This window comes from Sulfitobacter profundi, from assembly GCF_042661425.1.
Taxonomy (GTDB): Bacteria; Pseudomonadota; Alphaproteobacteria; order Rhodobacterales; family Rhodobacteraceae; genus Sulfitobacter; species Sulfitobacter profundi.
This window is the reverse complement of record NZ_JBHSWA010000001.1, coordinates 1580373-1607109: the sequence shown is the minus strand read 5'-3', so window position 1 is coordinate 1607109 and position 26737 is coordinate 1580373. Positions and strand designations below refer to the sequence as shown.

The 26737-nt window shown below is 59.9% G+C and carries 25 protein-coding genes and 2 pseudogenes; 12 read left to right on the top strand and 15 right to left on the bottom strand.

Annotated elements, in window-relative coordinates:
* Positions 1 to 3 precede the first annotated feature (3 nt).
* From ACFQAU_RS08385 to ACFQAU_RS08345, 9 genes and pseudogenes are all read right to left on the bottom strand, one after another.
* Positions 4 to 1461: a biotin carboxylase gene (locus tag ACFQAU_RS08385; RefSeq protein WP_067629482.1), complete on the bottom strand. Its 1458-nt coding sequence runs from the start codon at positions 1459 to 1461 to the stop codon at positions 4 to 6.
* A gap of 17 nt (positions 1462 to 1478) precedes the next feature.
* Positions 1479 to 4212, bottom strand: a pseudogene (locus ACFQAU_RS08380) (aminotransferase class I/II-fold pyridoxal phosphate-dependent enzyme).
* Positions 4213 to 4277: 65 nt separating this feature from the next.
* Positions 4278 to 5360 (bottom strand): carbon-nitrogen hydrolase family protein, encoded by a 1083-nt coding sequence (locus ACFQAU_RS08375; RefSeq protein ID WP_067629486.1) that lies wholly within the window; start codon positions 5358 to 5360, stop codon positions 4278 to 4280.
* A 67-nt stretch (positions 5361 to 5427) separates the two neighbouring features.
* The gene (locus tag ACFQAU_RS08370; protein ID WP_067940946.1) at positions 5428 to 5859 is read right to left on the bottom strand and encodes a universal stress protein; all 432 of its coding nucleotides are present in this window, start codon (positions 5857 to 5859) and stop codon (positions 5428 to 5430) included.
* 12 nt (positions 5860 to 5871) lie between these two features.
* Complete coding sequence (locus tag ACFQAU_RS08365) at positions 5872 to 8625, bottom strand: TRAP transporter permease (protein ID WP_067629489.1); 2754 nt, start codon at positions 8623 to 8625, stop codon at positions 5872 to 5874.
* 102 nt (positions 8626 to 8727) lie between these two features.
* On the bottom strand, positions 8728 to 9687 hold the full coding sequence (locus ACFQAU_RS08360; protein ID WP_067940950.1) for a TAXI family TRAP transporter solute-binding subunit: 960 nt from the start codon (positions 9685 to 9687) through the stop codon (positions 8728 to 8730).
* 231 nt (positions 9688 to 9918) lie between these two features.
* Positions 9919 to 11519: pseudogene (locus ACFQAU_RS08355) on the bottom strand (ABC transporter ATP-binding protein).
* Entirely contained in the window at positions 11516 to 12331 is an 816-nt protein-coding gene (locus ACFQAU_RS08350) for an ABC transporter permease (protein ID WP_132444007.1), read from the bottom strand. The pseudogene ACFQAU_RS08355 and the gene ACFQAU_RS08350 overlap by 4 nt, the downstream one beginning before the upstream one ends.
* Complete coding sequence (locus ACFQAU_RS08345; RefSeq protein ID WP_120349854.1) at positions 12328 to 13275, bottom strand: ABC transporter permease; 948 nt, start codon at positions 13273 to 13275, stop codon at positions 12328 to 12330. Before ACFQAU_RS08345 ends, ACFQAU_RS08350 begins: the two co-directional genes overlap by 4 nt.
* 251 nt (positions 13276 to 13526) lie before the next feature.
* Between ACFQAU_RS08345 and ACFQAU_RS08340 the strand changes: the two genes are divergently transcribed.
* Positions 13527 to 13964 (top strand): HdeA/HdeB family chaperone, encoded by a 438-nt coding sequence (locus tag ACFQAU_RS08340; protein ID WP_120349853.1) that lies wholly within the window; start codon positions 13527 to 13529, stop codon positions 13962 to 13964.
* A gap of 76 nt (positions 13965 to 14040) precedes the next feature.
* Here the strand turns inward: ACFQAU_RS08340 and ACFQAU_RS08335 are convergent, their stop codons facing one another.
* Positions 14041 to 15525 (bottom strand): ABC transporter substrate-binding protein, encoded by a 1485-nt coding sequence (locus ACFQAU_RS08335; RefSeq protein WP_132444006.1) that lies wholly within the window; start codon positions 15523 to 15525, stop codon positions 14041 to 14043.
* Between the two features lie 299 nt (positions 15526 to 15824).
* On the opposite strand from ACFQAU_RS08335, the gene ACFQAU_RS08330 reads away from it, so the two are divergent.
* The 4 genes from ACFQAU_RS08330 to ACFQAU_RS08315 all read left to right on the top strand — a co-directional run bounded on the left by ACFQAU_RS08330 (position 15825) and on the right by ACFQAU_RS08315 (position 18965).
* Positions 15825 to 16646, top strand: coding sequence for an Hsp70 family protein (locus ACFQAU_RS08330; protein ID WP_386281635.1), 822 nt, complete (start codon positions 15825 to 15827; stop codon positions 16644 to 16646).
* Positions 16647 to 16651: 5 nt separating this feature from the next.
* Entirely contained in the window at positions 16652 to 16945 is a 294-nt protein-coding gene (locus tag ACFQAU_RS08325) for a hypothetical protein (protein ID WP_386281632.1), read from the top strand.
* 196 nt (positions 16946 to 17141) lie between these two features.
* Positions 17142 to 17987: a formate/nitrite transporter family protein gene (locus ACFQAU_RS08320; protein WP_067623994.1), complete on the top strand. Its 846-nt coding sequence runs from the start codon at positions 17142 to 17144 to the stop codon at positions 17985 to 17987.
* A 48-nt stretch (positions 17988 to 18035) separates the two neighbouring features.
* A complete protein-coding gene (locus tag ACFQAU_RS08315; protein ID WP_067936468.1) occupies positions 18036 to 18965 on the top strand; it encodes a YihY/virulence factor BrkB family protein in 930 nt (309 codons plus the stop codon).
* A gap of 3 nt (positions 18966 to 18968) precedes the next feature.
* Here ACFQAU_RS08315 and ACFQAU_RS08310 read toward each other — a convergent pair whose 3' ends face one another.
* Positions 18969 to 19697 (bottom strand): Crp/Fnr family transcriptional regulator, encoded by a 729-nt coding sequence (locus tag ACFQAU_RS08310; protein WP_067623991.1) that lies wholly within the window; start codon positions 19695 to 19697, stop codon positions 18969 to 18971.
* Positions 19698 to 19786: 89 nt separating this feature from the next.
* Here ACFQAU_RS08310 and ACFQAU_RS08305 point away from each other — a divergent pair, with 89 nt between their 5' ends.
* Entirely contained in the window at positions 19787 to 20158 is a 372-nt protein-coding gene (locus ACFQAU_RS08305) for a hypothetical protein (protein WP_132444004.1), read from the top strand.
* On the opposite strand, the gene ACFQAU_RS08300 is transcribed toward ACFQAU_RS08305, so the two are convergent.
* From ACFQAU_RS08300 to ACFQAU_RS08290, 3 genes are all read right to left on the bottom strand, one after another.
* Positions 20135 to 20443: a phage holin family protein gene (locus ACFQAU_RS08300; protein WP_386283845.1), complete on the bottom strand. Its 309-nt coding sequence runs from the start codon at positions 20441 to 20443 to the stop codon at positions 20135 to 20137. The genes ACFQAU_RS08305 and ACFQAU_RS08300 overlap by 24 nt on opposite strands.
* A 16-nt stretch (positions 20444 to 20459) precedes the next feature.
* Entirely contained in the window at positions 20460 to 20765 is a 306-nt protein-coding gene (locus ACFQAU_RS08295; RefSeq protein ID WP_067623987.1) for an ElaB/YgaM/YqjD family protein, read from the bottom strand.
* A gap of 105 nt (positions 20766 to 20870) precedes the next feature.
* Positions 20871 to 21680 (bottom strand): response regulator, encoded by an 810-nt coding sequence (locus ACFQAU_RS08290; RefSeq protein WP_067623984.1) that lies wholly within the window; start codon positions 21678 to 21680, stop codon positions 20871 to 20873.
* 93 nt (positions 21681 to 21773) lie between these two features.
* Here ACFQAU_RS08290 and ACFQAU_RS08285 point away from each other — a divergent pair, with 93 nt between their 5' ends.
* The 5 genes from ACFQAU_RS08285 to ACFQAU_RS08265 all read left to right on the top strand — a co-directional run bounded on the left by ACFQAU_RS08285 (position 21774) and on the right by ACFQAU_RS08265 (position 24532).
* On the top strand, positions 21774 to 21944 hold the full coding sequence (locus ACFQAU_RS08285; protein ID WP_201722086.1) for a NepR family anti-sigma factor: 171 nt from the start codon (positions 21774 to 21776) through the stop codon (positions 21942 to 21944).
* Positions 21944 to 22501: an RNA polymerase sigma factor gene (locus ACFQAU_RS08280; RefSeq protein ID WP_067623982.1), complete on the top strand. Its 558-nt coding sequence runs from the start codon at positions 21944 to 21946 to the stop codon at positions 22499 to 22501. Before ACFQAU_RS08285 ends, ACFQAU_RS08280 begins: the two co-directional genes overlap by 1 nt.
* A 2-nt stretch (positions 22502 to 22503) precedes the next feature.
* Positions 22504 to 23949: a histidine kinase dimerization/phosphoacceptor domain -containing protein gene (locus tag ACFQAU_RS08275; protein ID WP_386281621.1), complete on the top strand. Its 1446-nt coding sequence runs from the start codon at positions 22504 to 22506 to the stop codon at positions 23947 to 23949.
* Positions 23934 to 24227: an ATP-binding protein gene (locus ACFQAU_RS08270; protein ID WP_386281618.1), complete on the top strand. Its 294-nt coding sequence runs from the start codon at positions 23934 to 23936 to the stop codon at positions 24225 to 24227. Before ACFQAU_RS08275 ends, ACFQAU_RS08270 begins: the two co-directional genes overlap by 16 nt.
* Positions 24228 to 24364: 137 nt before the next feature.
* Positions 24365 to 24532: a hypothetical protein gene (locus ACFQAU_RS08265; protein WP_165935537.1), complete on the top strand. Its 168-nt coding sequence runs from the start codon at positions 24365 to 24367 to the stop codon at positions 24530 to 24532.
* 67 nt (positions 24533 to 24599) lie between these two features.
* Here the strand turns inward: ACFQAU_RS08265 and ACFQAU_RS08260 are convergent, their stop codons facing one another.
* The gene (locus tag ACFQAU_RS08260; protein ID WP_067623976.1) at positions 24600 to 25151 is read right to left on the bottom strand and encodes a cupin domain-containing protein; all 552 of its coding nucleotides are present in this window, start codon (positions 25149 to 25151) and stop codon (positions 24600 to 24602) included.
* Between the two features lie 181 nt (positions 25152 to 25332).
* On the opposite strand from ACFQAU_RS08260, the gene gabT reads away from it, so the two are divergent.
* Positions 25333 to 26733: a 4-aminobutyrate--2-oxoglutarate transaminase gene (gene gabT / locus ACFQAU_RS08255; RefSeq protein ID WP_205570888.1), complete on the top strand. Its 1401-nt coding sequence runs from the start codon at positions 25333 to 25335 to the stop codon at positions 26731 to 26733.
* Positions 26734 to 26737: the final 4 nt, after the last annotated feature.

Below are 26737 nucleotides of genomic sequence, written 5' to 3'. Positions count from 1 at the left end.
TTGCTACAGGATCTTGAACGCCGGATCAGAAAGCTCCGGACCAGCAGACGCGGTGGGCAGGGGTTTGCCGTCCACACTGCGTTTGATCCCATGGATCCACTTTTTCGCGCGCTCATTCAACTGGAAAGACTTGGTCATCGACCGCCCCCGCGTCACAAGGATGCCGATATCCGCGCCTTCGTAGCGGTAATCACCCGGTTGCAGGATGCGCAGGAAGAAGGCTTCGTTCTCGCTCTCCACCGCGCGGCGGTGATAGTCGAAGCGGTCAAAGACCACGCTGCCGTCTTCCTTCATCTTGTAGATGCCGGTCTCGGGCGCTTCGGTGCAGATGTCGACACTGTCATCGGTGTGTTTGATGACCATCTGGCTCCAACCGTCGATGTTGTCCGGATCGGCCCAGCGGGCGTTCAACTCATCCACGTCGAGGTTGAACTTCTTGCGGCTGAACTCCAACAGGTGGAACAGGAAGAGCGGCGCATCGGCATGGGCGAAGGCCGCGTGGTTGGTCATCGAAGACGCGCCTGTGATGCGCGGGTTCAACTCACCCAGCCACAGATCGCCGGTCTTTTTGTCGATCAGGAAATCGAGCTCGAAATAGCCGCGATAACCCTCCTTGCGCAGCTGCTCCCCGAACTTGAAGGTCAGATCGCGGGCCTTCTCCCGCACCTTCGGCGGGAAGGCGGTGGCGAGGATTTCATTCCCGCACCAGCCGCCGCGATAGGGGGTCAGTTCTTTGAAACCCACAAGTTCGGTCATCAGCGGGCCGACGATGGTGCCCTCCTTGGTCGCACAGGCCTCGATCGCCGCGCCACGGCAATCGATCCGCTTCATGATCTTGATCTCGCCCTCGCCGATGATCTCGCTCTCGTGGCGGCGGAAGTCGGCTTCGGACTTGATGAAGAAGGTCGTGTGCCCGCTGTCGCCATAGGCCGACTGCAACACCAGATCATGGCCGATCCCGGCCTTCTCGCAGGTCTTTTTCAGGTCGTCGTAAGATTTCACCTCGGCCAGAACGTTCGGCACCGAGGGCACGCCCGCCTTGTTGCCGATGCGCACGGTTTCGATCTTGTTGTCCATCGACTGGCGCAGCTTGGCTTTCGGGAACCAGACCTCGGCGCCCAACTCCTTGCTGAGACGCTCGGTCTCTTCGTCGAACATCAAAAAGACGAACTTGGGCTTGCCGCCGCGGCGCTTGATAAAGTCGATGACCTCTTTGTGCTGCAGCAAGTAGTTGTTGATGTCCTCGATGCTCTGGAACTCTGCATGGGGCTGTTCCGAGGGGCAAAAGACGTTGGGGTGCTTACCGCCGTAGCAGTCGATATAGCAGATGTATTTGAAATTCTTCACCCATTCATCAAGGCCCAACAGATTGAAGTTGGTGGCCGAGATGAAATAGACCGGGTCCTCGTTTCGGTGAAAGAACCGGCGGATTTCGGAGATATTCTTGAGAATTTTTACCATGTCGTGGGTCCTTTTGGTCAAACGGGTGAAGAAGAAAGGTCTTTGCGGCGCACGCGTTTCAGCGCCTCCGCGGTAAAGACGCGCAGGCCCAGATCGGGCCGGTATCCGTGGATCTCGCTCACGTCCAAGGCACGCATAAAGTCGAGAATTTCCTGACTGACGACCTGTCCGGGGACAAGGATCGGAAAGCCGGGCGGATAGGGGATGATGAAACTGGCCGAGACAACGGTATCGCCCGCGTCCATCACCTCTTGGAGTGAGCCGTTCAGGTCGAGGTAGTCACAGTTTTTCTCATCATAGGCGAGGAAGAAGGGCGTGCGAATGTCCCCCTCTGGCGTATCCGCGGCGCGGAAGGCTTCGTGGAAGCAACTGAAATCCGGCAGCGGGGGGTAGTTTTCCATCAGGTTGGTGACACGCCGATCGAACGATAGCCGTTCCATCCGGCTGGCATCGTCCAAAAGATCGTCGAGCGATTTGGCGATCTCGACCAGCACTTCGATCAGATAGGCGACCGAAGAGCGCGTGGTGCCTATGTTGGTCATGAACAACACGGTATTGCGCGAGGTCTTGTTGATCTGGATGCCGTATTTATCCATCAAGATCTGCGTCTTGAAGGTATCGCCATCCCAGCCGGTGCCGCCCACGGCAAGCGTCACGCGGGTGGCGTCGAGGACAAACTCGTCCTGTTCCCAGCAATCCCACATGTCGGTCCAGCCCTGTTCGGTGTCGTAATAGCTGGTCACCCCGCTTTCGCGGTGGGTTTCGGGGATCATGTCGCCTGCGGTCAGCACCTTGAAATATTTGCGCAGCAAGGGGTGTTCACTGATCGCGCGGCGCATCGACATCGCCGCTTCGACCTGCCGCTGCACGAACTCAAAGCCCTCAAGTTCGACCTGCCGCCGCCCCACATCCAGCGAGGCGATGATCTGGTAGTTTGGCGAGGTTGACGTGTGCGTCATATAGGCTTCGTGGAAGCTTTGTTCGACCTCGCCTTTGAAGTCCTGATCGTTGACATGGATCATCGACCCCTGCCGCAGGGAGGTCAGGGTTTTATGGGTCGATTGCGTGGCATAGGCCCGCACCCGCGCCTGCGGTGGCGGGATCAGCCGGGTGTTGAGCAGGGTCTCATCATCCGCGTCTTTCAGCGTCTTTTGCTGCGCTTCATAGGCGTCGGCATGGGCGTCAGACTTGAATTTCTCGCGCAGGGTGTTGGCCGCGTTCATCGCCGTGCGCTGGCGATATGTGGGACTAAACCGGGCGAAAGCGAACCACGCCTCATCCCAGAGGAAGATCAGATCGGGCTTGATCGCCAGACATTCCTCCATCACCCGCTCGACGTTATAGACCAGCCCGTCGAAGGTGCAGTTGGTCAGCAGAAGCATCCGCACCCGATCAAGCTTGCCCGCCGCTTTCAGCTCCAGCAGCCGGTGCTTGATTTCGCGCAGGGGCACCGCGCCATACATCGAGTATTCATTTAGCGGATAGCTGTCGAGATAGCTGACCTGCGCGCCGGCCAGCACCATGCCGTAGTGATGCGACTTGTGGCAGTCGCGGTCGACCAGCACGATGTCACCGGGCCGCACCAGCGCCTGCACGACGATCTTGTTGCAGGTTGAGGTGCCGTTGGTGGCGAAAAACGTCTGCTTAGAGCCGAAAGCCCGGCTGGCGAGTTCCTGTGCCTCTTTGATCGGGCCATGCGGTTCCAACAGACTGTCGAGACCGCCGGACGTGGCGGAAGTTTCCGCTAAGAAGATATTAGGCCCGTAAAACGCCCCCATGTCCTGAATCCAATGGCTGCGGGTGATCGACTTGCCGCGGCTGATGGGCATGGCGTGGAAAACGCCTGTGGGCTGCTTGGAATATTCCACCAGCGCGGTGAAGAAGGGCGACTTGTTGCGCGCCTGCACCCCGCGCAGGATATTGAGGTGCAACTCCATGAAGTCTTCTTGGTTGTAGAAAACCCGCCGACAAATTCCCAGATCCAGCCCGGCGATATCCTCGACCGAACGTTCGGTGACCAGATAGGCGTCCAACTCGGGCCGGACCTTGGCGATCATCCGGCAAAGTTCGGGGCCATAGCTTTCAGGTTCAAGCGCGTCGATCTCATCCTGCCCCCGCGCGGGCGAGGTAGCGTGTCAGGATCTGCTGATCGACCTTTGATTTCAATGTCAGGCCGGGGCGGACGACGATGGCTTGGATGTTGTGGTTGAACATCACCGCAATCAGCGCGTCTTCGAGGCTCGGCACCACGACGGCTTCGTAGATAAACGGGTCTTCGCTGCGGCGCATGCGGGTGACATTGCTGCGCAGCCAGCGCTCTTGCTGTTCGTTCACATTGTCAACGATAAGCACTTCGAAATAGGGCTTGGCCAGAGCGCGCGCCTCGGGTGGGAGCATCGCCTCGTCGTCATGTTCGTCTTGATCCAGACTGTCGCGTTCCAGCGGGATCGTGCGCCGCCGGTAAGCGCCGGTGGTCAGCGCACGGGTCACCCGGTTCACGGCAAAGGCCAGATCCTCGAAATTGCCATGGGCAAATTGACGGCGCATGTGGTCAAAGGCGGACATGCCCGGAAAGGCCCAATAGGGCTCGATCAGGGCCAGCGAGTCGAACAGCGCCTCGATTTCCTTGCGGCCCTGCGCCGCGCCTTTGCCCTTAGGGTCACGCGACATGGCGGCGGCGGCGGCGCGCAGGGCGCTCCACCGATCCGACCGCAGTTGAATGGCCGAGGAATAGTCGTTCATAGAATGCATCAGTCGTCCTCTGCTGGAGGGCCGACCGATGCCTAGGTACCGCTGTGTGCGAACCTAACCTCGGCCTAGCCGCTGGTATTGTCGTTCTGCCCGGGTGTTTCGGGCGTTGTTTGTGGGTCTGGCATGGCCGCAGCAGGTGCCGCGGGCGCCGGTGTCTGTGCCACTTCCGGCGCGGTGCCGGCGGTGGCGCTGGCAAGCGGTTCCGGCGGGAAACCGTTCTTGCCCTTATAGGCGGGGATCTCGGCAGGCACCTGCTGGGCGGGCACATCGACATGCAGCCCCGCGCGGCTGCCCTGCTGCGGAACTTCGAGCGGGCCGAGGGTGTGCAGGAAAGCATCCGCGCCGCTGTCGCGGTCATAGACCGGGAAATCGGTCGGGCGATCACGGAAGGATTTGAGCAACTGGCCCAAGCCCTTCATCCCCGTCTCACGCTGGCGGCGCACCATGTTGAGATCGATCTCAATCGGGAACATGTCTTCTTGGCCTGCCGACTGGTGCAGCACCATCGAGGTCGGATCAACGACACAGGACTTGCCCACACCGCCAGCGCCAAGGCCGTTCACGTCAAAGATATAGCACTGGAACTGCGCCGCCGTGGCCCGCGCGATGGCAAGCTCTGCGTCGCGGTCCGTGGTGCCAGTCAAAACCGGGTGCAACAGCACTTCGACACCCTGAGAGGTCAGCTGGCGCGTCGTCTCGGGGAACCACATATCATAGCAGATCGACAGGCCAAAGCGGCCCACATCTGGCACGTCGAAGATGCAGAATTCATTGCCCGCCGCGATCCCGGCCTCATAGGGCCGGAATGGGAACATCTTGGCATAGCGGCGCACCACTTCGCCTTCGGGGTTGATGACGACGGAAGTGTTATAGACCCGGCCATCTTCGGGATGCTTTAGGAACATCGAACCGGGGATCAGCCAGACGCGGTGCCGCCGCGCGGCGGCCTGAAACTGTTCAATCGTCTCGTTCTCGGGCGGCAGGGCAAACCGGTCGAGCGGGCCGAAAGGCGCCAGTTCAGAGAACAGCACCATCTGCGTCCAAGGGAAGCGTGCCATCAGAATGTCGAGCCGCTGGATCATGCCATCGACATTGGGCTGCAAGGCATTGACGTACATCTGCACGCCGGCAATCGCGAAAGGGGTCATGCGTGAATACTCCGAACAACGCGGCGCAATGGACCATTTCCCTGCTTATCTCCGCGACGCACGTGTCTTACGCCCTCACGACCAAAACGGAAACAGGCGAACGACGCACAATGCGGTCGGCATTGGAGCCAACGAGGAATTCACGCAGGCTGTCGGGGTGTTCTGATCCCATGACCACCAGATCGGCGTTTGATTTCTTTATCGTTTTCAGCGCCTCGCGGTGGATTTTGCCGAACTTGAGGTGCTGCTTCACCTTTACGTCATCAGGCACTTCACGCTCGACTAGCTTTTCAAGCGCCTTGGCCGCACGGCCTGTGGCCTGTTTTTCGTAATCTGCGGGAAAGAACCCTTCGACCAGCGGCGTGCCCATGTCAGGCACGACCGACAGGATATGCAGGGTGCCCTTGGACAGGCGGATCATATCCACCGCCTGCGGCAGCGCTTTCTCCCATGATTTTGGGTCACTCAGGTCAACAGTCAGCAAGATATTGTCAAACATGGTGCGCCCTCCTCAGGCTGTCGCGGGCTTGCGGGTGTCACGCGCGGCACGGCCCCGTTGCAGGAAGACGACCAGTGCCAGCAGCAACAGCGCGGGGATGAACATCCAATATTTGCTGGGTTGCGGCATCGGTTTCAGCACGCGCAGCACCTCTTGGTCCCAATCAAGGCCCGCGCCCTGCGCAGGGCTATCGTAGAGGACATCGTCGATGATCATCTTGTCGCCATCCTCGCGGAACATGAGACCTGCGGCTTCCAGCTTCTCGGCCCCCGTCTCGCCCGCGCCAATCGGCAGCAGCGCGACGAATTCCAGCGGATCGCCCAGATCGTTCACTCCCGCAACGCGCAGGCGCAGCCGCTCACCGGCGGGCGTTTCCTCAGCCGCCTGCACGATCTCGGTCGGCGCTTCTTCGCTATAGGGCGGATAGACCATGTCCATCCAGAACCCCGGGCGGAACAGGGTAAAGGCAATCAGCAGCAACGCGATGGTTTCATAGAAACGGTTACGCGCCAAAAACCAGCCTTGGGTCGCGGCGGCAAAAAGCAACATCGCCACAGTTGCCACGACAAAGATGAACAGCCCCTGCCCCCATGTGACCCCGATCAACAGCAGTTCCGTGTTGAAGATAAACAGGAACGGCAGCGCCGCAGTGCGCAGGGAGTAGAAGAAGGCCACGAGACCCGTGCGGATCGGATCACCGCCCGAAACGGCGGCGGCGGCAAAGCTTGCCAGACCCACCGGCGGGGTCACGTCGGCCATGATGCCGAAATAGAAGACAAAGAGGTGCACAGCGATCAGCGGCACGATCAGCCCGTTCTGCTGACCCAATGTCACGATCACTGGCGCCAACAGCGCCGAAACCACGATGTAGTTCGCAGTGGTGGGCAAGCCCATGCCAAGGATCAGCGACAGGACCGCGGTCAGGAAGAGGATCGCAAGGATATTGCCGCCCGAGAGCACCTCAACCACATCCGCCAGCGCCGAGCCGACGCCGGTCTGGCTCACCGCGCCCACGATGATACCGGCCGTTGCCGTGGCGATGCCGATACCGATCATGTTGCGTGCGCCGGTGACCAACCCGTCGATCAGGTCAAGAACACCCGCCTTCACGTCGTTCACAAACTGGCTTTCGCCGCGGAACATCGCCATCAGCGGGCGCTGTGTCAGCAGGATAAAGATCATGTAAGCCGCCGCCCAAAAGGCCGAGAGGCCGGGCGACAGACGGTCGACCATCAGCGCCCAGACCAGCACGACCACGGGCAGGATGAAATGCAGCCCCGACCGCGCGGTCGGTCCGGGCATCGGCAGCGATGTCACCTCAGCATTGGGATCGTCCAGCTTCAGCGGCTCTTCTTTGCTGGCGACATAGAGCAGACCAACATAGACCGCCGTGAGGAAGACAAAGATGATGTAGCCCGCCGTCTCAGGGAAGGCCGGGCGGATCCAGCCCATTAGGTAGTAAACCGCGAAAGACAGGGCGCAGATGGCGATGATCGCAAAGGCGATGCCGATCAACTGCTGCACCAGCGGCTTGGGCGTATAGGCGCGGGGCAGACCCTGCATCCCGGCTTTCATCGCTTCAAGGTGCACGATGTAGACCAGCGCGATGTAAGAGATAACCGCAGGCAAGAAGGCGTGTTTGACCACGTCGAAATAGGGGATGCCGACATACTCGACCATCAGGAACGCCGCAGCGCCCATCACAGGCGGCATGATCTGACCGTTGACCGAAGAGGCCACCTCGACCGCGCCTGCTTTCTCGGAGTTGAAGCCCACTTTCTTCATCAGCGGAATGGTGAATGTGCCGGTGGTCACAACGTTCGCGATGGAGGAGCCCGAAATCAGGCCGGTCATGGCCGATGCCACAACCGCCGCTTTCGCCGGACCGCCGCGCATGTGGCCCATGAGGCTGAACGCGACCTGAATGAAGTAGTTGCCCGCGCCCGCACGGTCCAACAGCGAGCCGAACAGCACGAAGAGGAACACGAAAGAGGTCGACACACCAAGCGCGATGCCAAAGACGCCCTCGGTGGTGATCCACTGGTGGTTCACGATCTCCGACAGGCTATTGCCCTTATGGGCGATGATGCTGGGCATAGAAGGGCCAAGCACGGTGTAGAAAAGAAAAATGCTCGCCACGATCATCAACGCAGGCCCAAGCGCGCGGCGGGTGGCTTCGAGCAGGATTAACAGTCCGGTAACCCCTGCGATATAGTCTGGCAGGATCGGCGCGCCGACGCGGTTGGCGATTTCGCGGTAGAAGATAAAGAGGTAAAGCGCACAAAAGGTGCCAACGATCGCCAATGCCCATTCCCAGATTGGAACGCGGTTCTTGGGCGAGCCGAGCAGCACTGTCGCAATCACGAAAAGTGCGGGGATCGGGATCCACCAAATCGCGGTCGAATCTTTGGTGCTGACCATAAAGAGCGCGGCAAGAACGGCCGGAACGATGACACCAAGTGCCACCTGAAAACTCGTGCGCGTGGCCGGGAACACCATGATGCCAAGGAATACAGCAAAGCCCAAGTGAATGGAGCGGGCCAGCGTATCATTGAACAGACCAATGGGTGACGCGATGTAGAGTTGAAACAGCGACCAAGCCAGTGCCACCAACAGCAGCAAGGTGCCCATCAGCCCGCTTACAGCACGGCCGCCCGTATCAGAAGAAGCGACAAGTTCGTCCAGTTCCGCCTGGCTCAGTCCGCCTCGGTCACCGGTTGCGGCGGTTTCGACAGCCGCCGCCTTTTGCTGGTCCTTCTCAGACATATCGTCCCCTGTCGGCTCCACCTTGGGGTGGATGCGCATATTGTTTTTTTCGGGTCTCTGACGGCAGCGTACCGCCGCCAGAGCTATCATGTCACGCGAAGATTACTCGATCCAACCTTGCTCTTTGTAATACTTCTCTGCACCGGGGTGCAGCGGCGCAGACAGACCGCCCGAGATCATCTCTTCTTGGGTCAGGTTCTCGAACGCCGGATGCAGACGCTTGAAACGGTCGAAGTTGTCAAAGACAGCTTTCACGACCTGATAGACCACATCGTCATCCACATCAGCGGATGTCACAAAGGTCGCTTTCACGCCGAAGGTTTTGATGTCGCTGTCGGTGCCCTTGTACATGCCGCCCGGCACGGTGGCCTCGGCATAATAGGGGTTGTCGTCGATCAGACCTTGGATCGCATCACCATCCACGGGGATCAGCTTGGCGTCGATGGTCGACACGGCTTCTTGGATGGAACCATTCGGGTGGCCAACGGTGTAGATGATCGCATCCACTTTGTTGTCGCCCAGAGCGGCGGCCTGCTCGGCTGGTTTCAGTTCGGAAGCCAGTGCGAAATCGTCCAGCGTCCAGCCCTTGGCGTCCATCACGACTTCCATGGTGGCGCGCTGACCGGAACCGGGGTTGCCGATGTTGACGCGCTTGCCTTTGAGATCATCAAAGGACTCGATGCCGCTGTCGGCACGGGCGATGACGTTGAACGGCTCACCGTGCACGGAGAAGACCGCGCGCAGGTTGTCGAACTTGTCGCCTTCGAACTGCGAGGAGCCGTTATAGGCATGGAACTGCCAGTCGGACTGGGCAACGCCCATATCCATGTCGCCCGCTTTGATCGCGTTGATGTTGGCGATGGACCCGCCGGTCGACGGCGCGGTGCATTTCAGGTTGTGGTCCGCTGTGCCGCGGTTCACCAGACGACAGATCGACTGACCGACGACGAAGTAAACGCCCGTCTGGCCACCGGTGCCGATGGTGATGAACTTTTCCTGCGCCATGGCCGCAGTGCCGGCCACCATGGCACCGGTCATTGCGAGCATTTTGAACATTTTCATAAGATGTCTCCCATTGTTATATTGGCGGACCACCCTTTAGGCGGACACCATTGCATGCACAAGTAGAGCGCCGCAGCCTTTAGGCAATTGACTGGGCAGGGAAATTTCTAACGCGCCGTTCAGGCCCAAGCAGACATGCCCTTGTGGCGGGAATCCCCGAATTCAGGTTAGGTCGGATTGCCATCGCGATCAATGCAACTCCCTTTCATGGCGTAACCCGACCCCAAAAGCCTACCCTACAGGCTGGGGCAAATCCGGCAGAACCGGCGCGGCGGCGATGAGTGATTTGGTATATTCATGCTGCGGCGCATCGAAGACCAGCGCGGTCTCTCCGGCCTCTACGATCTTGCCGGACTGCATCACCAGCACCCGGTCCGTCACCGTGCGCACCACCGACAGGTCGTGCGAAATAAAGAGATAGGTCAGATCATAATGGCTGCAAAGCTCGGCCAGCAGATCAAGGATCTGCGCGCGGACTGAGACATCCAGCGCGCTGACCGCCTCGTCGAAAAGGATCAGCTCTGGCCGGATGATCAGCGCGCGGGCAATGGCGATCCGCTGCCGCTGCCCGCCCGAGAATTCGTGAATGTATTTGCGCGCATCTGCGGGGCGCAGCCCCACGGCGGTCAGCGCTTCGTCAATCGCGCGGGTCCGCTCCGCCCCCTGCGGCGCGCTGTCGAGCAGGTGGAAAGGCTCGGTCACCAACCGATCAACGCGGTGGCGCGGATTGAAGCTGCCGAAAGGGTCTTGGAACACCACCTGCATCTTGCGGCGCACGGCAAGGTTCGGCTTGGTCCCGGTGAAGACGGGCTGACCATCGACGGTGATGCTGCCCTCTTGCACCTGTTCCAGACCCAAAATCGCCCGAGTCAGGGTCGATTTCCCGCAACCGGATTCCCCGACCAGCCCCAAACGCTCCCCCGGTTCAGGGTAAAGCTGAGGTTGTTCACCGCGCGGAATGTGCCGGGCGCACCAAACAGCGTTTTGCGCGGCAGATGGTAATCGCGGCAGACGCCCTTGACCTCCAACAGCGGCTGGGGCGCGGGCGGCTCGGGCAGGTTCACCTCATGGCGGGAGGCGTCGAAAAGCATTTTGGTATAGGGGTGGCGCATGTCATGCAGCAGGGTTTGGGTTTCCCCCTGCTCGACGATCTGACCCTTGCGCATGACGATGATGCGGTCGGCCATATCGGCCACGACGGCAAGGTCATGGGTGATCATCAACAGCCCCATACCGTCTTCGCGCGCCAGACGGGTCAGCAGGGTAAGGATTTGTGCCTGCGTGGTGACATCCAACGCCGTGGTCGGCTCATCGGCGATCAGCAGACGGGGGCGCAGGGCGATGGCGATGGCGATCACCACCCGCTGACGTTGCCCGCCGCTCAGCTCATGCGGATAGCGCGACAGGGGGAAACGATCTTGCGGCAAGCCGACGCGGGTCAGCGTATCGGCGGCGCGGGTCTCAGCCTCGGCGCGCGACACGCCGGGTTCATGCACGCGGATGGTTTCGGCCACTTGGCGGCCAATGGTCTGCACCGGGTTCAGCGCGGTCATCGGCTCTTGAAACACCATGCCGATGTCATTGCCGCGCACGCCGCACAGGGCCGCTTCGCTCATCTGGCTCAGGTCATCATCGCCCAGCATTATATGGCCGGTGGTCGTGGCCCCCTTTGGCAGCAGTTGCATTGCCGCCAGCGCGGTCATCGACTTGCCCGAGCCGCTTTCCCCGGTCACGGCCACGATCTCTCCCGGTGCGACAGAGAAGGTCACCCCGTCGAGGATGCGCAGCCCGTGGATCGACAGCGAGAGATTGGAGACAGTCAAAAGCGTCATGTGCGTGCCACCCTCAGGCGGGGATCAAGCATGTCCCGCAGCCCGTCGCCCATCAAGTTCAACCCCAGCACCGTCAGAATGATTGCGAAACCGGGCATCAAGGCCATATGCGGCGCGATGCTGACCATCGTCTGCGCATCGGCCAACATCCGGCCCCATGACGGCACCGGCGGCTGCGCGCCAAGGCCGACGTAGCTCAGCCCCGCTTCGGCAAGGATACCCAGAGAGAATTGGATGGTCCCCTGCACGATCAGCAGATTGGCGACATTGGGCAGGATATGCTCAGCCGAGATCCGCGCGGCGGATTTGCCCGCGACCCGCGCGGCGAGGATGAATTCACGTTGCCACAAAGACAGCGCCGCCCCGCGTGTGATCCGGGCGAAAACGGGGATGTTAAAGATGCCGATGGCAATGATCGCATTGATCGCCCCGGCGCCAAAGACCGCCGTGATCAGAATGGCGATGACAATGGCCGGAAAGGCAAAGACCAGATCATTGCCGCGCATGATGACCTCATCCACGAGGCTCCCGCGCCGCGCTGCGGCCCAAAGCCCCAGCGGCACGCCCGCGCCCATGCCGATGCCCACCGCCACCAACGCTACGGCGATAGAGGTCCGCGCGCCGACCATGATCATGCTGAGGATATCGCGGCCAAAGTGATCGGTGCCCATGGGATGCGCCAGCGAAGGGCTGTGCAGCTTGTTCGCGATGTCGAGCCCGGCATAGTCATAGGGCGTCCAGACAAAGGAAATCAGCGCAGCCAATAGAAAGACCGAAGTCAGCGCAGCACCAAGGATCAAATTGCGGTTCATGTGCGCGCCCTCAGCCGGGGATCGACGGCGGCATAGGCCAGATCGACAAGGAAATTCACCAAGATCACCGAAAAGACCAAGAGCATCACCACCGACTCGACCACGATCAAATCCCGCGCCGAGATCGACTGAAACACCAGCCGCCCAAGGCCGGGTAGATAGAAAACCTGCTCAATGATGATCGACCCGGCCAACAGGAAAGAGAACTGCAGGCCGATGATCGTCAGCACCGGGATCAGCGCATTGCGCAGCCCGTGCCGCCAAAGCGCCTGTCGCGCGGTCAGCCCCTTGGCCCGCGCGGTCCGCATGAAATCTTCGCCCAGAACATCCAGAAGGGCCGAGCGCATGACCCGCGCGAGGATCGCCGCCTGCGGCAAGGCCAGCGCGATGGCAGGCAGGGTCAGCGCATGCAGCCCGGCGAAAAGCCCCTTGTCCCAGCCGACGAAACCGCCTGCCGAAAACCAGCGCAGGTTGATCGAAAAGATCAGCACGAGGATCATGGCGAACCAAAAGTTCGGCACCGCCACGCCCAATTGCGTTGCCCCCATGACGCCAACGTCGCCCGCCCGCCCCCGGCGGGAGGCGGCGTAGATGCCCGCCGGAAAGGCCACGATGACAGAGAGGAAAAGCGCATAAAGCGCCAAGGGCACAGAGACCCAAAGCCGGTCACCGATCATCTCGGTCACCGGGGTGCGATAGGTGTAGGATGTGCCGAAATCGCCGCGCAGCATGCCACCGACCCACTCAAGGTAACGCTCCGGTCGGGACTGATCGAGCCCCAGTTCACTGCGCAGCGCGGCCAATGTTTCTGGCTGTGCATTCAGGCCCAGCATGAAGGAGGCCGGATCGCCGGGGGCGACCTCGATCACCATAAAGATCACCAGCGACGCGACCGCGAGACTGATGAGCAGGGAGAGAAATCTTTTCAACGCATAGCGCAACATAGCGCGGAGGTTAGGCGGCACGCTCGGGAGGGTCCAGAGCCCGCGTGCAGTTTCCCAGAGGAGAAAGAGAGAAATGCTGAATTTTTAAGGCCCAGGCAGCGCGGGGCCGGGGTGCACATCGAAAGAATCCAGCATTGTGAGCATGTTATGCACTGAAACTGCCGTTTTCCCGTTCCTAATCGCTATGCGCTGGAACCATATCCGTTATGCGGTGTTGTCTTCGGGAGAACAGATAAAACTGGAGAATAAAAATGAAAACGACTTTGAAAACACTTGCGATCGCCGGCCTTCTGGGCACCGTTTCCGCACCCGCCTTCGCCGCTGCTCACATGGACATGGCCACCATGACCTGCGCCCAGTACCAAGAATTGAGCGATGAAGACAAAATGAAAGTCGCTTCCATGGCAATTGCCGAGCTGGAAGATGGCGACCACGGTGGCTCCATGATCACCGAAACCAAAAACGACGGTTCCGAGCCGAGCGACATCTCTGCTGCTGAAGCGACAGACGCTGAAGAAACCGAAGATTCCCTGATCGACGATACAAAAGCCGTCGAAGATTCCGAAGAAGCTGACGAGATGGCCGACACGGAAATGGAGCAGGAAATGGAAGACTTCATGGTCGTCTGTAACCAGAACCCCGACGCGCTGGTTAGCGAAGCCGCAGCAAACCTGCGTGGCAAAGACTAATAGGTCTTCGCATTTAATTAAGAAGGGCGCGCCTCACGGCGCGCCCTTCTTTAATGCTTAAACGCGATCCTATGGATCACTCCGCCCAGCTTACACCGGTCAGGTCGGTGGCCTGCGTGGGCGCGTTTACCCAAAGCCCCTCGACACCCGCCTTGGCAATCGTCGGGAAAGCGAGCTGGAACAGATAGCCGTTCACATAGTCTTCGGCGATCATGCGCTGCGCCTTGGCCAGCATCTCGGTCCGCGCTGCGGGTTCTGCCGTCTTGTTGAACTCGGTTATCAGCGACTGGAACTCAGCATTGTCATATTGGAAGTAATAGTCCGGGTTGGCGTAGATGTTGATGTCCATCGGCTCTGTATGGCTGACGATCGACAGACCGAAATCCTTGCCTTTGAACACCGTTTCCAACCACTGTGCCCATTCGACATTGGTGATCTGCGCCTTGATGCCAACTTCGGCCAGCTGGGCTGCGATGATCTCTCCGCCGCGGCGGGCGTAGGATGGGGGCGGCAGGTGCAACGTCGTCTCGAACCCATCGGGGAAACCGGCCTCGGCCAGCAGCGCCTTGGATTTTTCAGGGTCGTAGCTGCTCATCTCAGTCAGATCGACGTAGTCCGGGTTATGCGGCGCGAAATGGGTGCCGATGGGCGTGCCATAACCAAACATTGCCCCATCGATGATTGCCTGACGGTCGATGGCATGGGCCACGGCCTCGCGGACTTTAACGTTATCGAAAGGTTCGCGCTTGTTATTGATCGATAGGATCGTTTCCCCCTCGGTCGAGCCGATCAGCACTTGGAAACGCGGGTCCGCTTCGAACTGGGGGATATTTTCCGGCGCGGGGAAGCCGGTGAAAACATCGACATCCTCGGCCATGACCGAAGCGAAAGCCGCTGTCGGGTCCGAGATGAACTTGAAGGTCGCGCTGGCCAGCGCGGGCGCCTCGCCCCAATAGTCGTCATTCCGGGTCAGAGTGATCTTGTCGCCCTGATTCCAGTTCTCAAACTTGAACGCGCCTGTGCCAATCGGGGTTTGCTTGATCGCCTCGACCGTTTCAGGTGCGACGATCACCGCGTCGCCCCAAGCGAGGTTGAACAGCATGTTGCCATTCGGTTCGCTCAGTTTGACCTCAACGGTCTGCGGGTCAATGACGTTCACTTCGGAAATTGCGGCATAGAGCGTCTTTTGCGCGTTGGCGCTGTCTTCGGCGTTGATCCGGTCGAGGGTGAATTTCACGTCCTCGGCGTCCATCGTGGTGCCATCGTGAAAGGTGACCCCCTCGCGCAGCTTGAACGTATAGGTCAGCCCGTCTTCGGAAATCTCCCAGGACTCAGCCAAGCCCGGCACGACAGAGCCATCGCCCATGAAACGGGTCAGCCCTTCGAAGACATTGGTATAAAGCACCGAGTCGATGGCCCCGGCCGCGGCAGAGGTCGGATCAAGGTGCGGCGGCTCAAGCTGCATGGCGACGGTGATGTCGTCCTTGGCGAAGGCGCTGGTGGCGGCGACAACCAATGCAGCACTGGCCACACCGGTCATCAAACGGTTCAAACGGTTCATGAAGTTCTCCCATATTGGCGTATTTTTTTGCGAGGCTAGCCAAAAGCCGCGCGACGCGCCAGCCTTCGTTGCCAAGCCCGCGCGAGAAGGGTATCGCGGGTGCTTTGCACGGGCGCGCTGCGCATCGGACCGCCCGTGAGAAGGCATTAGGAGAACGTCATGGCCAGGCTGGGGATTGATTTTGGAACGTCCAACACCGCGGCGGGCATCGCCGTCAACGGCACCCCGCAACTGATCGCACTAGAGGCCGAGGCGCAGACCCTGCCGACGGCGGTATTTTTGATTTCGAAGCGCGTGAAATGCGGATCGGCGCCGCCGCCTCTGACGCGCTGCTGGCCGGGGCCGAGGGCCGTTATATGCGCGGGCTGAAAAGCCTGCTTGGCACCCGGCTGATGCGCGAGCGGCGGGTGCTTTTAGGTGAACGGCTGGACTTTATCGACATCGTGGCGCGGTTTCTGGCGCGGGTGAAAACGCAAGCCGAAGCCGCCACGGGGATGCAGTTCGACACAGCACTCTCTGGCCGTCCGGTGCGCTTTCATTCAGCCGATGACGCGCGCGATGCGCAAGCGCTGACAGACCTGCGCGAGGCCTATGGCCGGGCCGGTTTCGACCATGTGGATTTCATGAACGAACCCGAAGCCGCCGCGCTTGCCAACCGCGCCGCGCTGCGACCGGGGGATCTGGGGCTGGTGATCGATATCGGCGGCGGCACCTCTGATTTCACGCTTTTCCGCCAGCGCGGGAATGATGAGATCGACATTTTGGAAAGCCACGGCATCCGCCTTGGCGGGACCGATTTTGACCGGTCCTTGTCCATCGGGCGGGTGATGCCGCAGCTTGGGATGGGCAGCGAAATTCGCCATGCTTTCGGAGGCGACACCCACATCGCGCCCAATGCGATCTTCAACGATCTGGCCACTTGGGCGAAAATTCCGTTTCTCTACGGCGCTGACACCCGCAAGGCGGCGGCGGAATTGCATAAGTTTGCCGAACACCCCAAGCGTCTGGCACGATTGGTTAAAGTGCTTGATGAAGAGCTTGGTCATGATCTTGCTTTTGCCGTCGAAGCGGGCAAAATCCGCGCCAATGGCGCAGGGGCCGAGGGGATGCAGAGCCGGTAATCGACGTGTCGATGCTCAAACCCCGCGCAACTTTGCCCCTGCCCCGTGACTGGATGCGCAAGCGGCTTTCGAAACTGGCCGCACAGATGGGGGATGCAGCGGAGACGACAGCGCGGAACGCAGGCATCGCGCCCGGCGCCGTGGACCGGCTGATCTTTGTCGGCGGGTCGAGCCTGATGGAGGTGGTCGAGGCCGAAATGCGCACACGCTTTCCGCACGCGGAAGGGCATCGGGGGGCGGCGCTGACGGCTATTGTCGAGGGGTTGGCGTTGAGTGCCGGTGGGGGAGAACGCGGCTGATCCGTCTGATTGAGGGTGCGGGATCGGTATTTAAGAAAGGATGAAGTTGAAGGGGGGACACTCCCCCCGGTGGGGGCGAGATTGGCGGGGCGTTGTTGTTTGGGGCGCGCGGATTAAGCAGCCTGGGGCTTTTTACTGTGCAGGGGGCTTCGGCGGGCTATGTTCATCATGTCCATGAATTTCAGGAAGAACGCGAATGGCCCCACTGATCCAGAAAAAGCCCCCTACCTCTGCCGTGCAGGAAGAGGCGGAAGAACGCTCTGTCAGTGAGGCGGCGGCGCTGTCGCCCAAGCTGATCTATGAGGTGATCCGGCGCGAGGGGCGCGATGAGTTGAACCGCACCAACCGGTCGTTGATCTGGTCGGGGATATCCGCGGGGATGCTGATCAGTCTTTCGGTCTTGGGGGAGGCGATTTTCCGAACCTATTTGCCAGATGCAGGCTGGCGTTTTCTGCTGGAGAACCTCGGCTATTCATTGGGGTTCATCGCGGTCATCATGGGCCGGATGCAATTGTTTACCGAAAACACCATCACCACGGTCTTGCCCCTGATGCAGGAACGTAGCCTGAATATTCTGTGCAGGCTCATGCGGCTTTGGGCCGTTGTGCTGGGGGCCAATGTGATCGGGGCCTTCGCGGCGGCCGCGCTGTTTATCTATACGCCCGCCATCCCGGCGGAGGTTTTGCCCGCCATCATCAGCCTTTCGGAACACGCGACGGGCATGCCGGCGGCGGAGGGGTTTTGGCGGGCCATTCCGGCGGGGGTCATCGTGGCATTGATCGTCTGGATGCTGCCCGAAGCGGATGAGGCGGCGTTTTTCCTGATCCTGACCTTTACCTGGCTTATTGCTGCGGGGGATTTCACCCATATCGTCGCCGGGTCAGTCGAGATGGCAGCGCTCATTCTGCATGGCGGGCTGGGGCTTGGTCAGGCGATCTTTGGCTTCTTCCTGCCGGTGCTTGTCGGCAACATCATCGGCGGCACGTTGATCTTCACCCTTGTTGCTTGGGGGCAGGTCCGCGACGATGTGGAGGACAGCTAACGCGAAGCGGTCCCGGTTTTGGCCGGGGCCGAATTGAAAGGATTGGCATTGGTGCTGCGCAGACCTCCGACCCGACCGGCGATCTATTGGGATGCTTTCAAGGCGAGCCTAAAGCAAGCGGCCGACGATAACCTTGCGCTGATCTCGGCCGGGGTGGCGTTTTTCGCGATGCTGTCGTTGTTTCCCGCGCTGGCGGCGCTGATTGCGCTTTTGGGGCTGATCTCGGACCCTGTTGTGGTCATTGCCCAGTTGGAGGATGTGCGCGGGCTGCTGCCGGATGATGTCTATGACATTATCAATACGCAGGTGACCGGGCTGGTTACCGCGCGGGCCGATACCTTGGGTTGGGCCGGTATTGTATCGCTGCTGGTGGCGCTGTGGTCTGCGCGGGCCGGTGTGGGTGCCATGGTGATCGGTCTGAACGCTGTCTATAACGAGCGCAACCGCAATGCTGCGAAACATTACCTGCATGCCTTGATGTTGACGGTGAGCCTTGTGGGGGTCGGAATTGTGGCGCTGCTGGCGGTGGTGGTCGCACCCATCATTCTGGCGTTCATCCCGCTTGGACCCTTTGGCAACGCCGTGGCCGACCTGCTGCGCTGGACCGTTGCGACGGCGGTTTTGTTTGCCGGTGTGGGTGTGCTTTACCGTTTCGGGCCGAACCGGCGCGCGGCGCGATTGCCTTGGCTTAGCAGCGGGGCGATTTTGGCGGTGATGTCTTGGGCGGTGCTTTCGATCGGGTTTTCCTATTACGTCGCCAATTTCGGCAACTACAATCAGGTCTATGGCTCGATCGGGGCTGTGATTGCGATGTTGGTCTGGCTTTGGATCAGCAGTTTTCTGATCCTATTCGGCGCGGCCCTGAACGCGCAGGTCGAACGCCGGACGCGCCCGGACAGCACCATCGGCCCGGCCAAACCGCGCGGGCAACGTGGGGCCGAGGCCGCAGATACCTTTATCGATATCACGCAAGAGTAGCTGTTAAAGCAGGGGGCGCTTTTGGCGACCCTCAAGTTCGGTCACCCCCGCTTTCGCCAAGGCGGCGAGGTCGTTGATCTGAAGCACCCTGTCGGACCACGAAAGCAACTGGCGTTCTTTCAGGGCACCGAGGGTTTTGTTGGTGTGCACTACCGACAGGCCAAGCGCATCGGCCAGATCGCGTTGTGAATAGGGCAGCAGCATCTGGTTGTGGGTGACCATCCCCAGCGACTGGCCACGTTCGAAAATCTTGACCATCGCCCAAGCGATGGCCTGCATCGCGGTGCGTTGGCCAATGGTGGCAAGGACTTCGCCCATGAAATGCTCTTCGATCGCGGCCAACCAAGTGATGTCAAAGGCGCGTTCGGGGTGGTTTTTGAAGAAATTCCAGAACTCGCTGCGGTTGAAAACGCAAAGCCGCATATGGGTCCGGGCTTCGACGGAATGGCCCATTTCACCCATGATGCCTGCCTGCAGGCCGATGAAATCGCCGGGGAAGACAAAGCTGATGACCTGCCGGTTGCCGTTTTCCAAGGTCTTGTCGCGGATGCCCATCCCGGTCAGGGCCGTGTAAAGCTGGGGTGAGTTTGACCCCTCAAGCAGGATCGGCGTGCCCGGCTCAACCGTCAGCTCACCGGACTTGAACTTCTCCATGAAGTTCACTTCATCTTTCGACATCGGCAGGAAGGCATCTTTGCGACGGAGAGGGCAATAGCGGCATTGTGTCGTCATCAGATAAAATTTGCCTTCTTATGTCTTAGTTTAATGCGCCCTCGTGGCGCGCCCCTAAATCGACAACTTTGCTAACCCGGGGGAAGACCATGTCGATTTTGATCTACGAACCGGACCCGTTGGTCTGTTCAGACATAAATGAAACGCTTTCTGCTGCGTTTCCGCAATCGCAAATTCGCCTTTTAGAGACGTTTGATCTCAGCAAGCTGGTGGAAAACATCGACAACATCGAATTCGCGGTCCTGTCGCTGCGGCGCGATCAGTTGCACCAGCATCTGTCGGATTTGTCGAACCTGCGGGAGTGGTTTCCAATCGTCTGTATCATGAACGATACGCCCCGATTGGCGGAGGCCGAAAGGAGGCTGAGGTTCATCACCCGCCCCTTTTCCAGTGGCAATCTGCTCAGCGCTGTTAACGGCGCGCTTTCTGACCCGCGGTTATGCCAGCCAGAAATGCCATGACCAAGTTCTTGAGACCGTCATGTTCGGTCGCGGAGGGGTCTTCCTGACGGGGGCCTGAGCGGCGGGCGCGCGATCGGATCCGGCCATGGCAAGCAAGAGAAAACCAACACCAAAATAGACCGCGCCGAGGATCAGCGCGGCGGTGAGCGCTGTGGTGACGGTGATGAGATAAAGCCATGCCGCAAGCGTGAGAAACAGCAGCCCGATCAGCAGAAAGAGCGCGGCCCCGGCGCTGAGCATCGCGGTGCGCAGCGCACGCCGCAGGGAGCCGCGCAGATGGTTCATCACCGAGGAAAGCATCTTAGCGGCGGGCCGTCACAAGACCGACAAGGAAACCGATGCCTGCGGCGATGCCGAGGGCGGTACCGGGCTGGGCTTGCAGGAATTCCTCGGCTTGCTTTTGGGCCTCCATCGCCTTCAGGCGCCCTGTGTCGGCAAAATCATTCGCCGCGTTGCGGGCGTTGTCGCGCATCTCTTCCGACTTGGCCTTGCCGTATTCGCCCAGGGTTTCGGTCAGCGATGCGATGTCTTTTTTAAGAAGCGCGATCTGATCCGACAGATCGTCGATGGTCAGATCTTTTGCGGCAGCGGTCGGGGTCTTGGCCATGTGGGCCTCCTGAATGTTTGACTGACGATAGGCAGCGCGGGCGCTGAATGCAAAGGGTTCCCTGCGCAAAGCAAAGCGCGGGGAACCCTGTTTTTCTGGCCCGGCTTAGGCGTTGAGCGTTTCCGTGGAGGAAAAGAACATCGCTTGCGAGACAGCCGAGACGACCTGATCCACCGAATAGGGTTTGGAGATCAGGAATGCAGGCTCTGGCTTGTCACCGGTCAGCAGACGCTCGGGGAAGGCTGTGATAAAGATCACCGGACGCATGCCAAGCTCGTTCAGCAGATCGTTCACTGCATCGATACCCGAAGAGTTATCGGCCAATTGGATGTCCGCGAGGATCAGGTCCGGCACATCGGCTTTGCCCAGTTTCACCGCTTCATCACGGGTGCGCGCGATACCAGTCACCCGGTGGCCCATCTCGGCAACGATAGACTCGATGTCCATCGCGATGATGGCTTCGTCTTCGATGATCATCACCGAACCGGAGGTGCTGTCGGCCATTTCGCGGTGTGCGATCTGGATCAGCTCATCGGCCTCGGCCTCATCCACGCCAATGATCTTGGCGATTTCACCATGCGAAAAGCCTTCGATCGTGTGCAGCAGCAGCGCTTCGCGGCTGTTGTTGGTCAGGCTCGACAGATGCCGCTGCGCCTTGGCGCGGGGGCCGCTTTCGCCTTCTTCCACCGGGGCACCTGCGCTGGCCCAGATACCGTACAAAACCTTGAAAAGACCCGTCTTTGTGTCTACTCCATCGAGCACCGAGCGATCAACCAGGATGGCTTCCAGCGCCGCCGCGGCGAAGGTGTCACCACTGGTCTGGCTGCCAGTCATCGCCCGCGCGAACCGGCGAAGGTAGGGGATATTGGCACCCAGTTCATCGCTGATGCTGGTCTTTTGTGTCGCATCGTTCATCTAGTCGATCCTTTTTTACTTTTCTTGGAACCAAACACGTCCACATTGTGTTTGGTTCCAGTATGCGTACATAATTATTCAAACGAGACGACGATGCCAGAGGTGATGTTAGTGAATTCAGGAAACAAGGACGAGCGCGAGCGCGTCATCGACGACAACCTCAAGCGTGTCTTCGATGAGACGCTCGATGAAGGCATCCCTGATCGTTTCAAGGATCTGCTTCAGAAGTTGAAGGAACAGGATTCAGAAAAAGGAACGTCATAATGACCCGTCCCGATCCGCGCGACGAGCTGGTAGAACATCTGCCGGCCATGCGGGCCTTTGCCATCAGCCTGACACGCAATGGTGCCACGGCAGACGACATGGTGCAGGACACCTTGGTCAAGGCGTGGACCAACATCGAAAAGTTCCAAGAGGGCACGAACATGCGTGCTTGGCTCTTCACGATCCTGCGGAACACTTACTATTCCTCGCGCCGCAAGGCGAAACGTGAAGTCTCAGACGTTGATGGCGTGTTGACCGATGGGTTGGCCGAAAAGCCTGCACATGATGGCCACATGCAGATGACGGATTTCCGCAAGGCGCTTGCCCTGCTTAAGGATGAGCAACGCGAAGCGCTGCTTCTTGTGGGGGCCTCTGGCTTCTCCTACGAGGAAGCTGCAGACATGTGTGGCGTTGCCGTAGGCACCATCAAAAGCCGCACCAACCGGGCTCGTGCCCGCCTTGCTGAACTGCTGGGTCACCATGACGACGAGTCGCTTGAAATGACCGATGACGCGACAATGTCAGTCCTATCCGCTTCTAAAGTTTCTTCTTTCTAAATATGACGTCTGGCTTCTTCAGCGGTGATCTGATGCGTGGGCTGACGATCCGTATTCTGCTGTTTCTGTCTCTCGCGCTTTTGCCCATCGGGCTGATCGCGGTTGTGCAGACACGGCAGATTGCGGATCAAAGCCGCCAAAGCGCAGAGCTATCGCTGATCGCCGTCACAGAACAGGCCTCTGCCGCGGAACGCCGGGTGATCCAAGAGGCTTTCGGCGCCGCCGAAGCGCTTACCTCTATCGTGCGTCTCAGGCGGGACGACCCAGAGGAATGCACCGCCTTCCTTAAGGAATACAAACAAGCGTCAGACATCTATTCGCTTGTGGGTTTCATCGGGCTAGACGGGAAAATGACCTGCTCCTACACGGGGCAGGATCATGACTTTTCCGAGGATGAGAACTTTCAAACACTGGTGGAAACACCGGTCCGTCGTGCGATGCCGGTGTTGCAAGGGGCGGTCAGCAATCAGATGGTCACGCTGATCAACGCGCCGGTCTACGAAGAGCGCGAATTGATCGGCTTCATGGCGCTCAGCATTCCCGAAGACGCTATCAACGCGATACGCGAACCCAAGAGCAAACACAGCAGCGTCGCGATGATGACCCTCAACAAGATGGGCCACATCCTGACCACGGAAAACGGGCTGGCCGTTGCCAAAAAGGAATACCCCAGCGATGTCGCCTTGTCGCTGTTGACCACCAAAGAACCCAACGTCTTCCTTTCAGAGAATTTCGATGGCCAAGACCGCGCCTATGTGATCGTCCCAATCGTGCCAGACACGGTCTTTGCGCTGAGCGTGTGGCCCAAAAACACCCCGTTTCTGGACACGGGCGTTTCCACCCGCCTGAGCGCGCTTTTGCCCATCGTCATGTGGCTGGCCAGCTTGATCGTGGCCTTCTGGGCGTTGAACCGGCTGGCGATCAACCACATTCGCAAGCTTGGCCGGCAGATGCGTCGCTTTGCGCTGAACCGCACCCTGCCGCGCGGGACGCTTGGCCCCTCGGTGCCCACCGAATTGGTCGAGATGGAATCCGCTTTTGTCGGCATGGCGGAATCGATCCTGCGAGATGAGGCGACGCTCGAAGACAGTCTTCGGCAAAAGAACATCCTGCTGAAAGAGGTCCACCACCGGGTCAAAAACAACCTTCAGCTTATCTCGTCGATCATGAACATGCAGATCCGGCAGGCCAAAAGCGAAGACGCGCGTTTTGTTCTGCGGCGCTTGCAGGATCGTATCCTCAGCCTCGCCACCGTGCACAAGAACCTCTACCAGAATGACGATCTGGTGCGGGTCAACGCCAGCGAACTGCTGAACGAGATTGTAGGCCAGATGCTATCGGTCGGGCTGGCCTCTGGTTCGGGCGTGCAGGTTGAGCAATCCTTTGAGCCGATCAAGATTGACGCCGACGATGCGGCCCCCTCACCCTGCTGGTGTCAGAGGCGCTGACCAACGCGCTGAAATACGTCTCGACGGTCGAACATGGCAAAGGGTTCATTTCGCTCAAGCTGATCCAGACCGGGCCGGAACAGGCGATGATTGAAGTCCGCAACACCATCGGCAACCCCGAAGAGGTGAAATCCGGCACCGGGCTCGGCTCTCGTTTGATCCTTGCCTTTACCCGCCAGTTGAACGGTCAGGTCGAGGTTGAAACCACGGATGGCGTATACCAAATCCGGGTTAATTTCCACGTCCCGACCGACAGCAAGATGATCTACGACTACTGACGCGCTATCGGTCAGCGGAATCTGGCCGGAAACGTGGCCCGCAGGTCACAGACTCGTTACAGGCGAAAAATTTGTCGGAACCCTTTGGCTTGCGCGCGGTTGAGCACCTGAAACGCAGTGCAAAAAGGAACACGGAGATGACCACAGAGCTCTTTCTCGGCGGTCTGACCATCCTGACCTTAGCCGCGGTCATCATCTTGGCCCTCACGACGGGCCGACGGGAACTTCATCCAGATGAGGACCGTGCCGGGCGCGACAAACAGCAACCGGAGACCCAAAGGTCGAACTACCGGTCAGACTACTAAGACCTGACACCCCTATCGACCGCCCCGAGCAGAACGCTCGGGGCGGTCGATATTTATAGGGTGCCTTTTAGAAGCTGGGCGGCGTGCAGGCGCTGACAATCTCACAAGGGTCGGTGCCAATATTGCGGAACCGATGTGGCAGGCGGCTGTCGAACAGGTAGCCATCCCCGGCGTTCAACAGGCTGACTGCGCCGTCGACCGTCACCTCTATGCTGCCGCGCACCACCACGCCCGCTTCTTCGCCCTCATGGCTCAGAAACTCCGGCCCGGTATCCGCGCCGGGCTCATAGGTTTCATGCAGCACCTGAAGCGCGTGATGCGCGGCATTGCCCAATTGGCGCAGCGATACGCCGCCCTGATGGCTTGGCGAAATCTCGGTCAGTTCCTGCGCGCGGTAGAAAACCTTGGCGCTGTCGTCCTCCTCAAGGATCGAGAAGAACTCCGCCATGCTGATGGGAATCGCGTCCAGCAGACTTTTCAGCGATGCGACTGATGGGCTCGTCCGGTTCTTTTCGATCAGCGAGATCGTGCCATTGGTCAGCCCGGCCTTGGCCGCAAGCTCACGTTGGGACAACCCATGTTTCTTGCGGATCGCTCTAAGTTTATCGCCGACGTTCAATGACTTGTCCTTTGTGGGCATCGGCGTTGCGACCGGGCATCGTGGCGGAGGGGCAACCGATGATTTTGGGAATTGTTAGATAGGCTCTGCCTTCGCGATTGACAATTATATTAAACGGAATATGGATTTTTTAAACGACACGTCACTGCCCCTCTCTCTTTCGCAATAAGGTATCTGTTCCATGTCCAGCACCGTCAAGAAATCGCACCGCAAATCCTCTGCCAAGGCCAAAGCCGCGCCGCAGATGACAGTGGTCGAAGCAAATCCCGCCACCAAACCCGACGGTCAGACGAATGCCGACCTCGTCGCGCGCCGCGACGCCGCCGTGCCGCGCGGTGTGGCCTCTGCCGCGCCGATCTATGCGAAATACGCCGAGAATGCCGAACTGTGGGATGTCGAAGGCAACCGCTACATCGATTTCGTCGGGGGCATCGGCGTGCTGAACACCGGCCATCGCCACCCCAAAGTGGTCGAAGCCGCCAAGGCGCAAGAAGATCACTATACCCACACCAGCTTTCAGGTCGTGCCCTACGGCCCCTACATCGAACTGGCTGAGAAACTGAACGCGCTGGCCCCGGGTGAGGCACCCAAAAAGACGCTGCTTGTCACCACCGGCGCCGAAGCCGTTGAGAACGCAGTGAAAATCGCCCGCGCTGCCACCGGTCGTCCGGGCATCATCGCCTTCACCGGCGGCTACCATGGCCGCACCCTGCTGACGCTGGGCATGACCGGCAAGGTCACGCCCTACAAAAAAGACGTGGGCCCTTTCCCGGCAGATGTCTTCCGTGCGCCTTTCCCTTCGGTGCGCGACGGGATCACCGTGCAGGACGCGCTGACCGGGTTGAAGAACCTCTTCCTCACCGATGCCCAACCCGAGCGCGTTGCCGCGATCATCATCGAGCCAGTGCTCGGCGAAGGCGGCTATACCCCTGTGCCTTTCGACATGCTGCAAGAACTGCGCGCAATCTGTGACCAGCACGGCATCCTGCTGATCGCCGACGAAGTGCAGGCCGGGTTTGGCCGCACCGGCACATGGTTCGCGATTGAGCATTCCGGCGTCGCGCCGGACCTGATTACCGTGGCGAAATCCATGGCCGGTGGGTACCCGCTGGCCGGTGTGATTGGCCGCGCCGATGTGATGGACGCGATGGCCCCCGGCGGTCTGGGCGGCACCTATGGCGGCAACCCGGTGGCTTGTGCTGCAGCGCTGGCGGCGATTGAGGCGATCGAAGACGAAGGTCTGCTGGCCCGCTCCACCGCGATGGGCGAAACGCTCAAAGCCCGCTTTGCCGAAATCGGCGCGCGGTCGGCGCCCTACCGCTTCTGGGATATCCGCGGCCTTGGTGCCATGGTCGCCGTCGAATTCGTAACCGACTTTGACAGCGCCAAACCCGATGCCGATTTCACCAAGCGCGTCATCGCCCACGCCCTCAAGCGCGGCCTGCTGCTGCTGAGTTGTGGCATGCATGGCAACGCCGTGCGCGTGATGGTTCCGCTGACCGCATCTGACGCCATCGTCGAAGAGGGCCTCGCGATCTTTGAAGAAGCCGTCGCCGCCGCTGTCGCCGAAGAGCAAAAATAAACCA

What these genes read in the sequence shown, in the direction of transcription:
- ACFQAU_RS08385 (WP_067629482.1), bottom strand. Translation starts at nt 1,461, where the DNA reads ATGGTAAAAATTCTCAAGAATATCTCCGAAATCCGCCGGTTCTTTCAC.
- ACFQAU_RS08375 (WP_067629486.1), bottom strand. Translation starts at nt 5,360, where the DNA reads ATGACCCCTTTCGCGATTGCCGGCGTGCAGATGTACGTCAATGCCTTG.
- ACFQAU_RS08370 (WP_067940946.1), bottom strand. Translation starts at nt 5,859, where the DNA reads ATGTTTGACAATATCTTGCTGACTGTTGACCTGAGTGACCCAAAATCA.
- ACFQAU_RS08365 (WP_067629489.1), bottom strand. Translation starts at nt 8,625, where the DNA reads ATGTCTGAGAAGGACCAGCAAAAGGCGGCGGCTGTCGAAACCGCCGCA.
- ACFQAU_RS08360 (WP_067940950.1), bottom strand. Translation starts at nt 9,687, where the DNA reads ATGAAAATGTTCAAAATGCTCGCAATGACCGGTGCCATGGTGGCCGGC.
- ACFQAU_RS08350 (WP_132444007.1), bottom strand. Translation starts at nt 12,331, where the DNA reads ATGAACCGCAATTTGATCCTTGGTGCTGCGCTGACTTCGGTCTTTCTA.
- ACFQAU_RS08345 (WP_120349854.1), bottom strand. Translation starts at nt 13,275, where the DNA reads ATGTTGCGCTATGCGTTGAAAAGATTTCTCTCCCTGCTCATCAGTCTC.
- ACFQAU_RS08340 (WP_120349853.1), top strand. Translation starts at nt 13,527, where the DNA reads ATGAAAACGACTTTGAAAACACTTGCGATCGCCGGCCTTCTGGGCACC.
- ACFQAU_RS08335 (WP_132444006.1), bottom strand. Translation starts at nt 15,525, where the DNA reads ATGAACCGTTTGAACCGTTTGATGACCGGTGTGGCCAGTGCTGCATTG.
- ACFQAU_RS08330 (WP_386281635.1), top strand. Translation starts at nt 15,825, where the DNA reads ATGCGGATCGGCGCCGCCGCCTCTGACGCGCTGCTGGCCGGGGCCGAG.
- ACFQAU_RS08320 (WP_067623994.1), top strand. Translation starts at nt 17,142, where the DNA reads ATGGCCCCACTGATCCAGAAAAAGCCCCCTACCTCTGCCGTGCAGGAA.
- ACFQAU_RS08310 (WP_067623991.1), bottom strand. Translation starts at nt 19,697, where the DNA reads ATGACGACACAATGCCGCTATTGCCCTCTCCGTCGCAAAGATGCCTTC.
- ACFQAU_RS08305 (WP_132444004.1), top strand. Translation starts at nt 19,787, where the DNA reads ATGTCGATTTTGATCTACGAACCGGACCCGTTGGTCTGTTCAGACATA.
- ACFQAU_RS08300 (WP_386283845.1), bottom strand. Translation starts at nt 20,443, where the DNA reads ATGAACCATCTGCGCGGCTCCCTGCGGCGTGCGCTGCGCACCGCGATG.
- ACFQAU_RS08295 (WP_067623987.1), bottom strand. Translation starts at nt 20,765, where the DNA reads ATGGCCAAGACCCCGACCGCTGCCGCAAAAGATCTGACCATCGACGAT.
- ACFQAU_RS08290 (WP_067623984.1), bottom strand. Translation starts at nt 21,680, where the DNA reads ATGAACGATGCGACACAAAAGACCAGCATCAGCGATGAACTGGGTGCC.
- ACFQAU_RS08285 (WP_201722086.1), top strand. Translation starts at nt 21,774, where the DNA reads ATGCCAGAGGTGATGTTAGTGAATTCAGGAAACAAGGACGAGCGCGAG.
- ACFQAU_RS08280 (WP_067623982.1), top strand. Translation starts at nt 21,944, where the DNA reads ATGACCCGTCCCGATCCGCGCGACGAGCTGGTAGAACATCTGCCGGCC.
- ACFQAU_RS08275 (WP_386281621.1), top strand. Translation starts at nt 22,504, where the DNA reads ATGACGTCTGGCTTCTTCAGCGGTGATCTGATGCGTGGGCTGACGATC.
- ACFQAU_RS08265 (WP_165935537.1), top strand. Translation starts at nt 24,365, where the DNA reads ATGACCACAGAGCTCTTTCTCGGCGGTCTGACCATCCTGACCTTAGCC.
- gabT (WP_205570888.1), top strand. Translation starts at nt 25,333, where the DNA reads ATGTCCAGCACCGTCAAGAAATCGCACCGCAAATCCTCTGCCAAGGCC.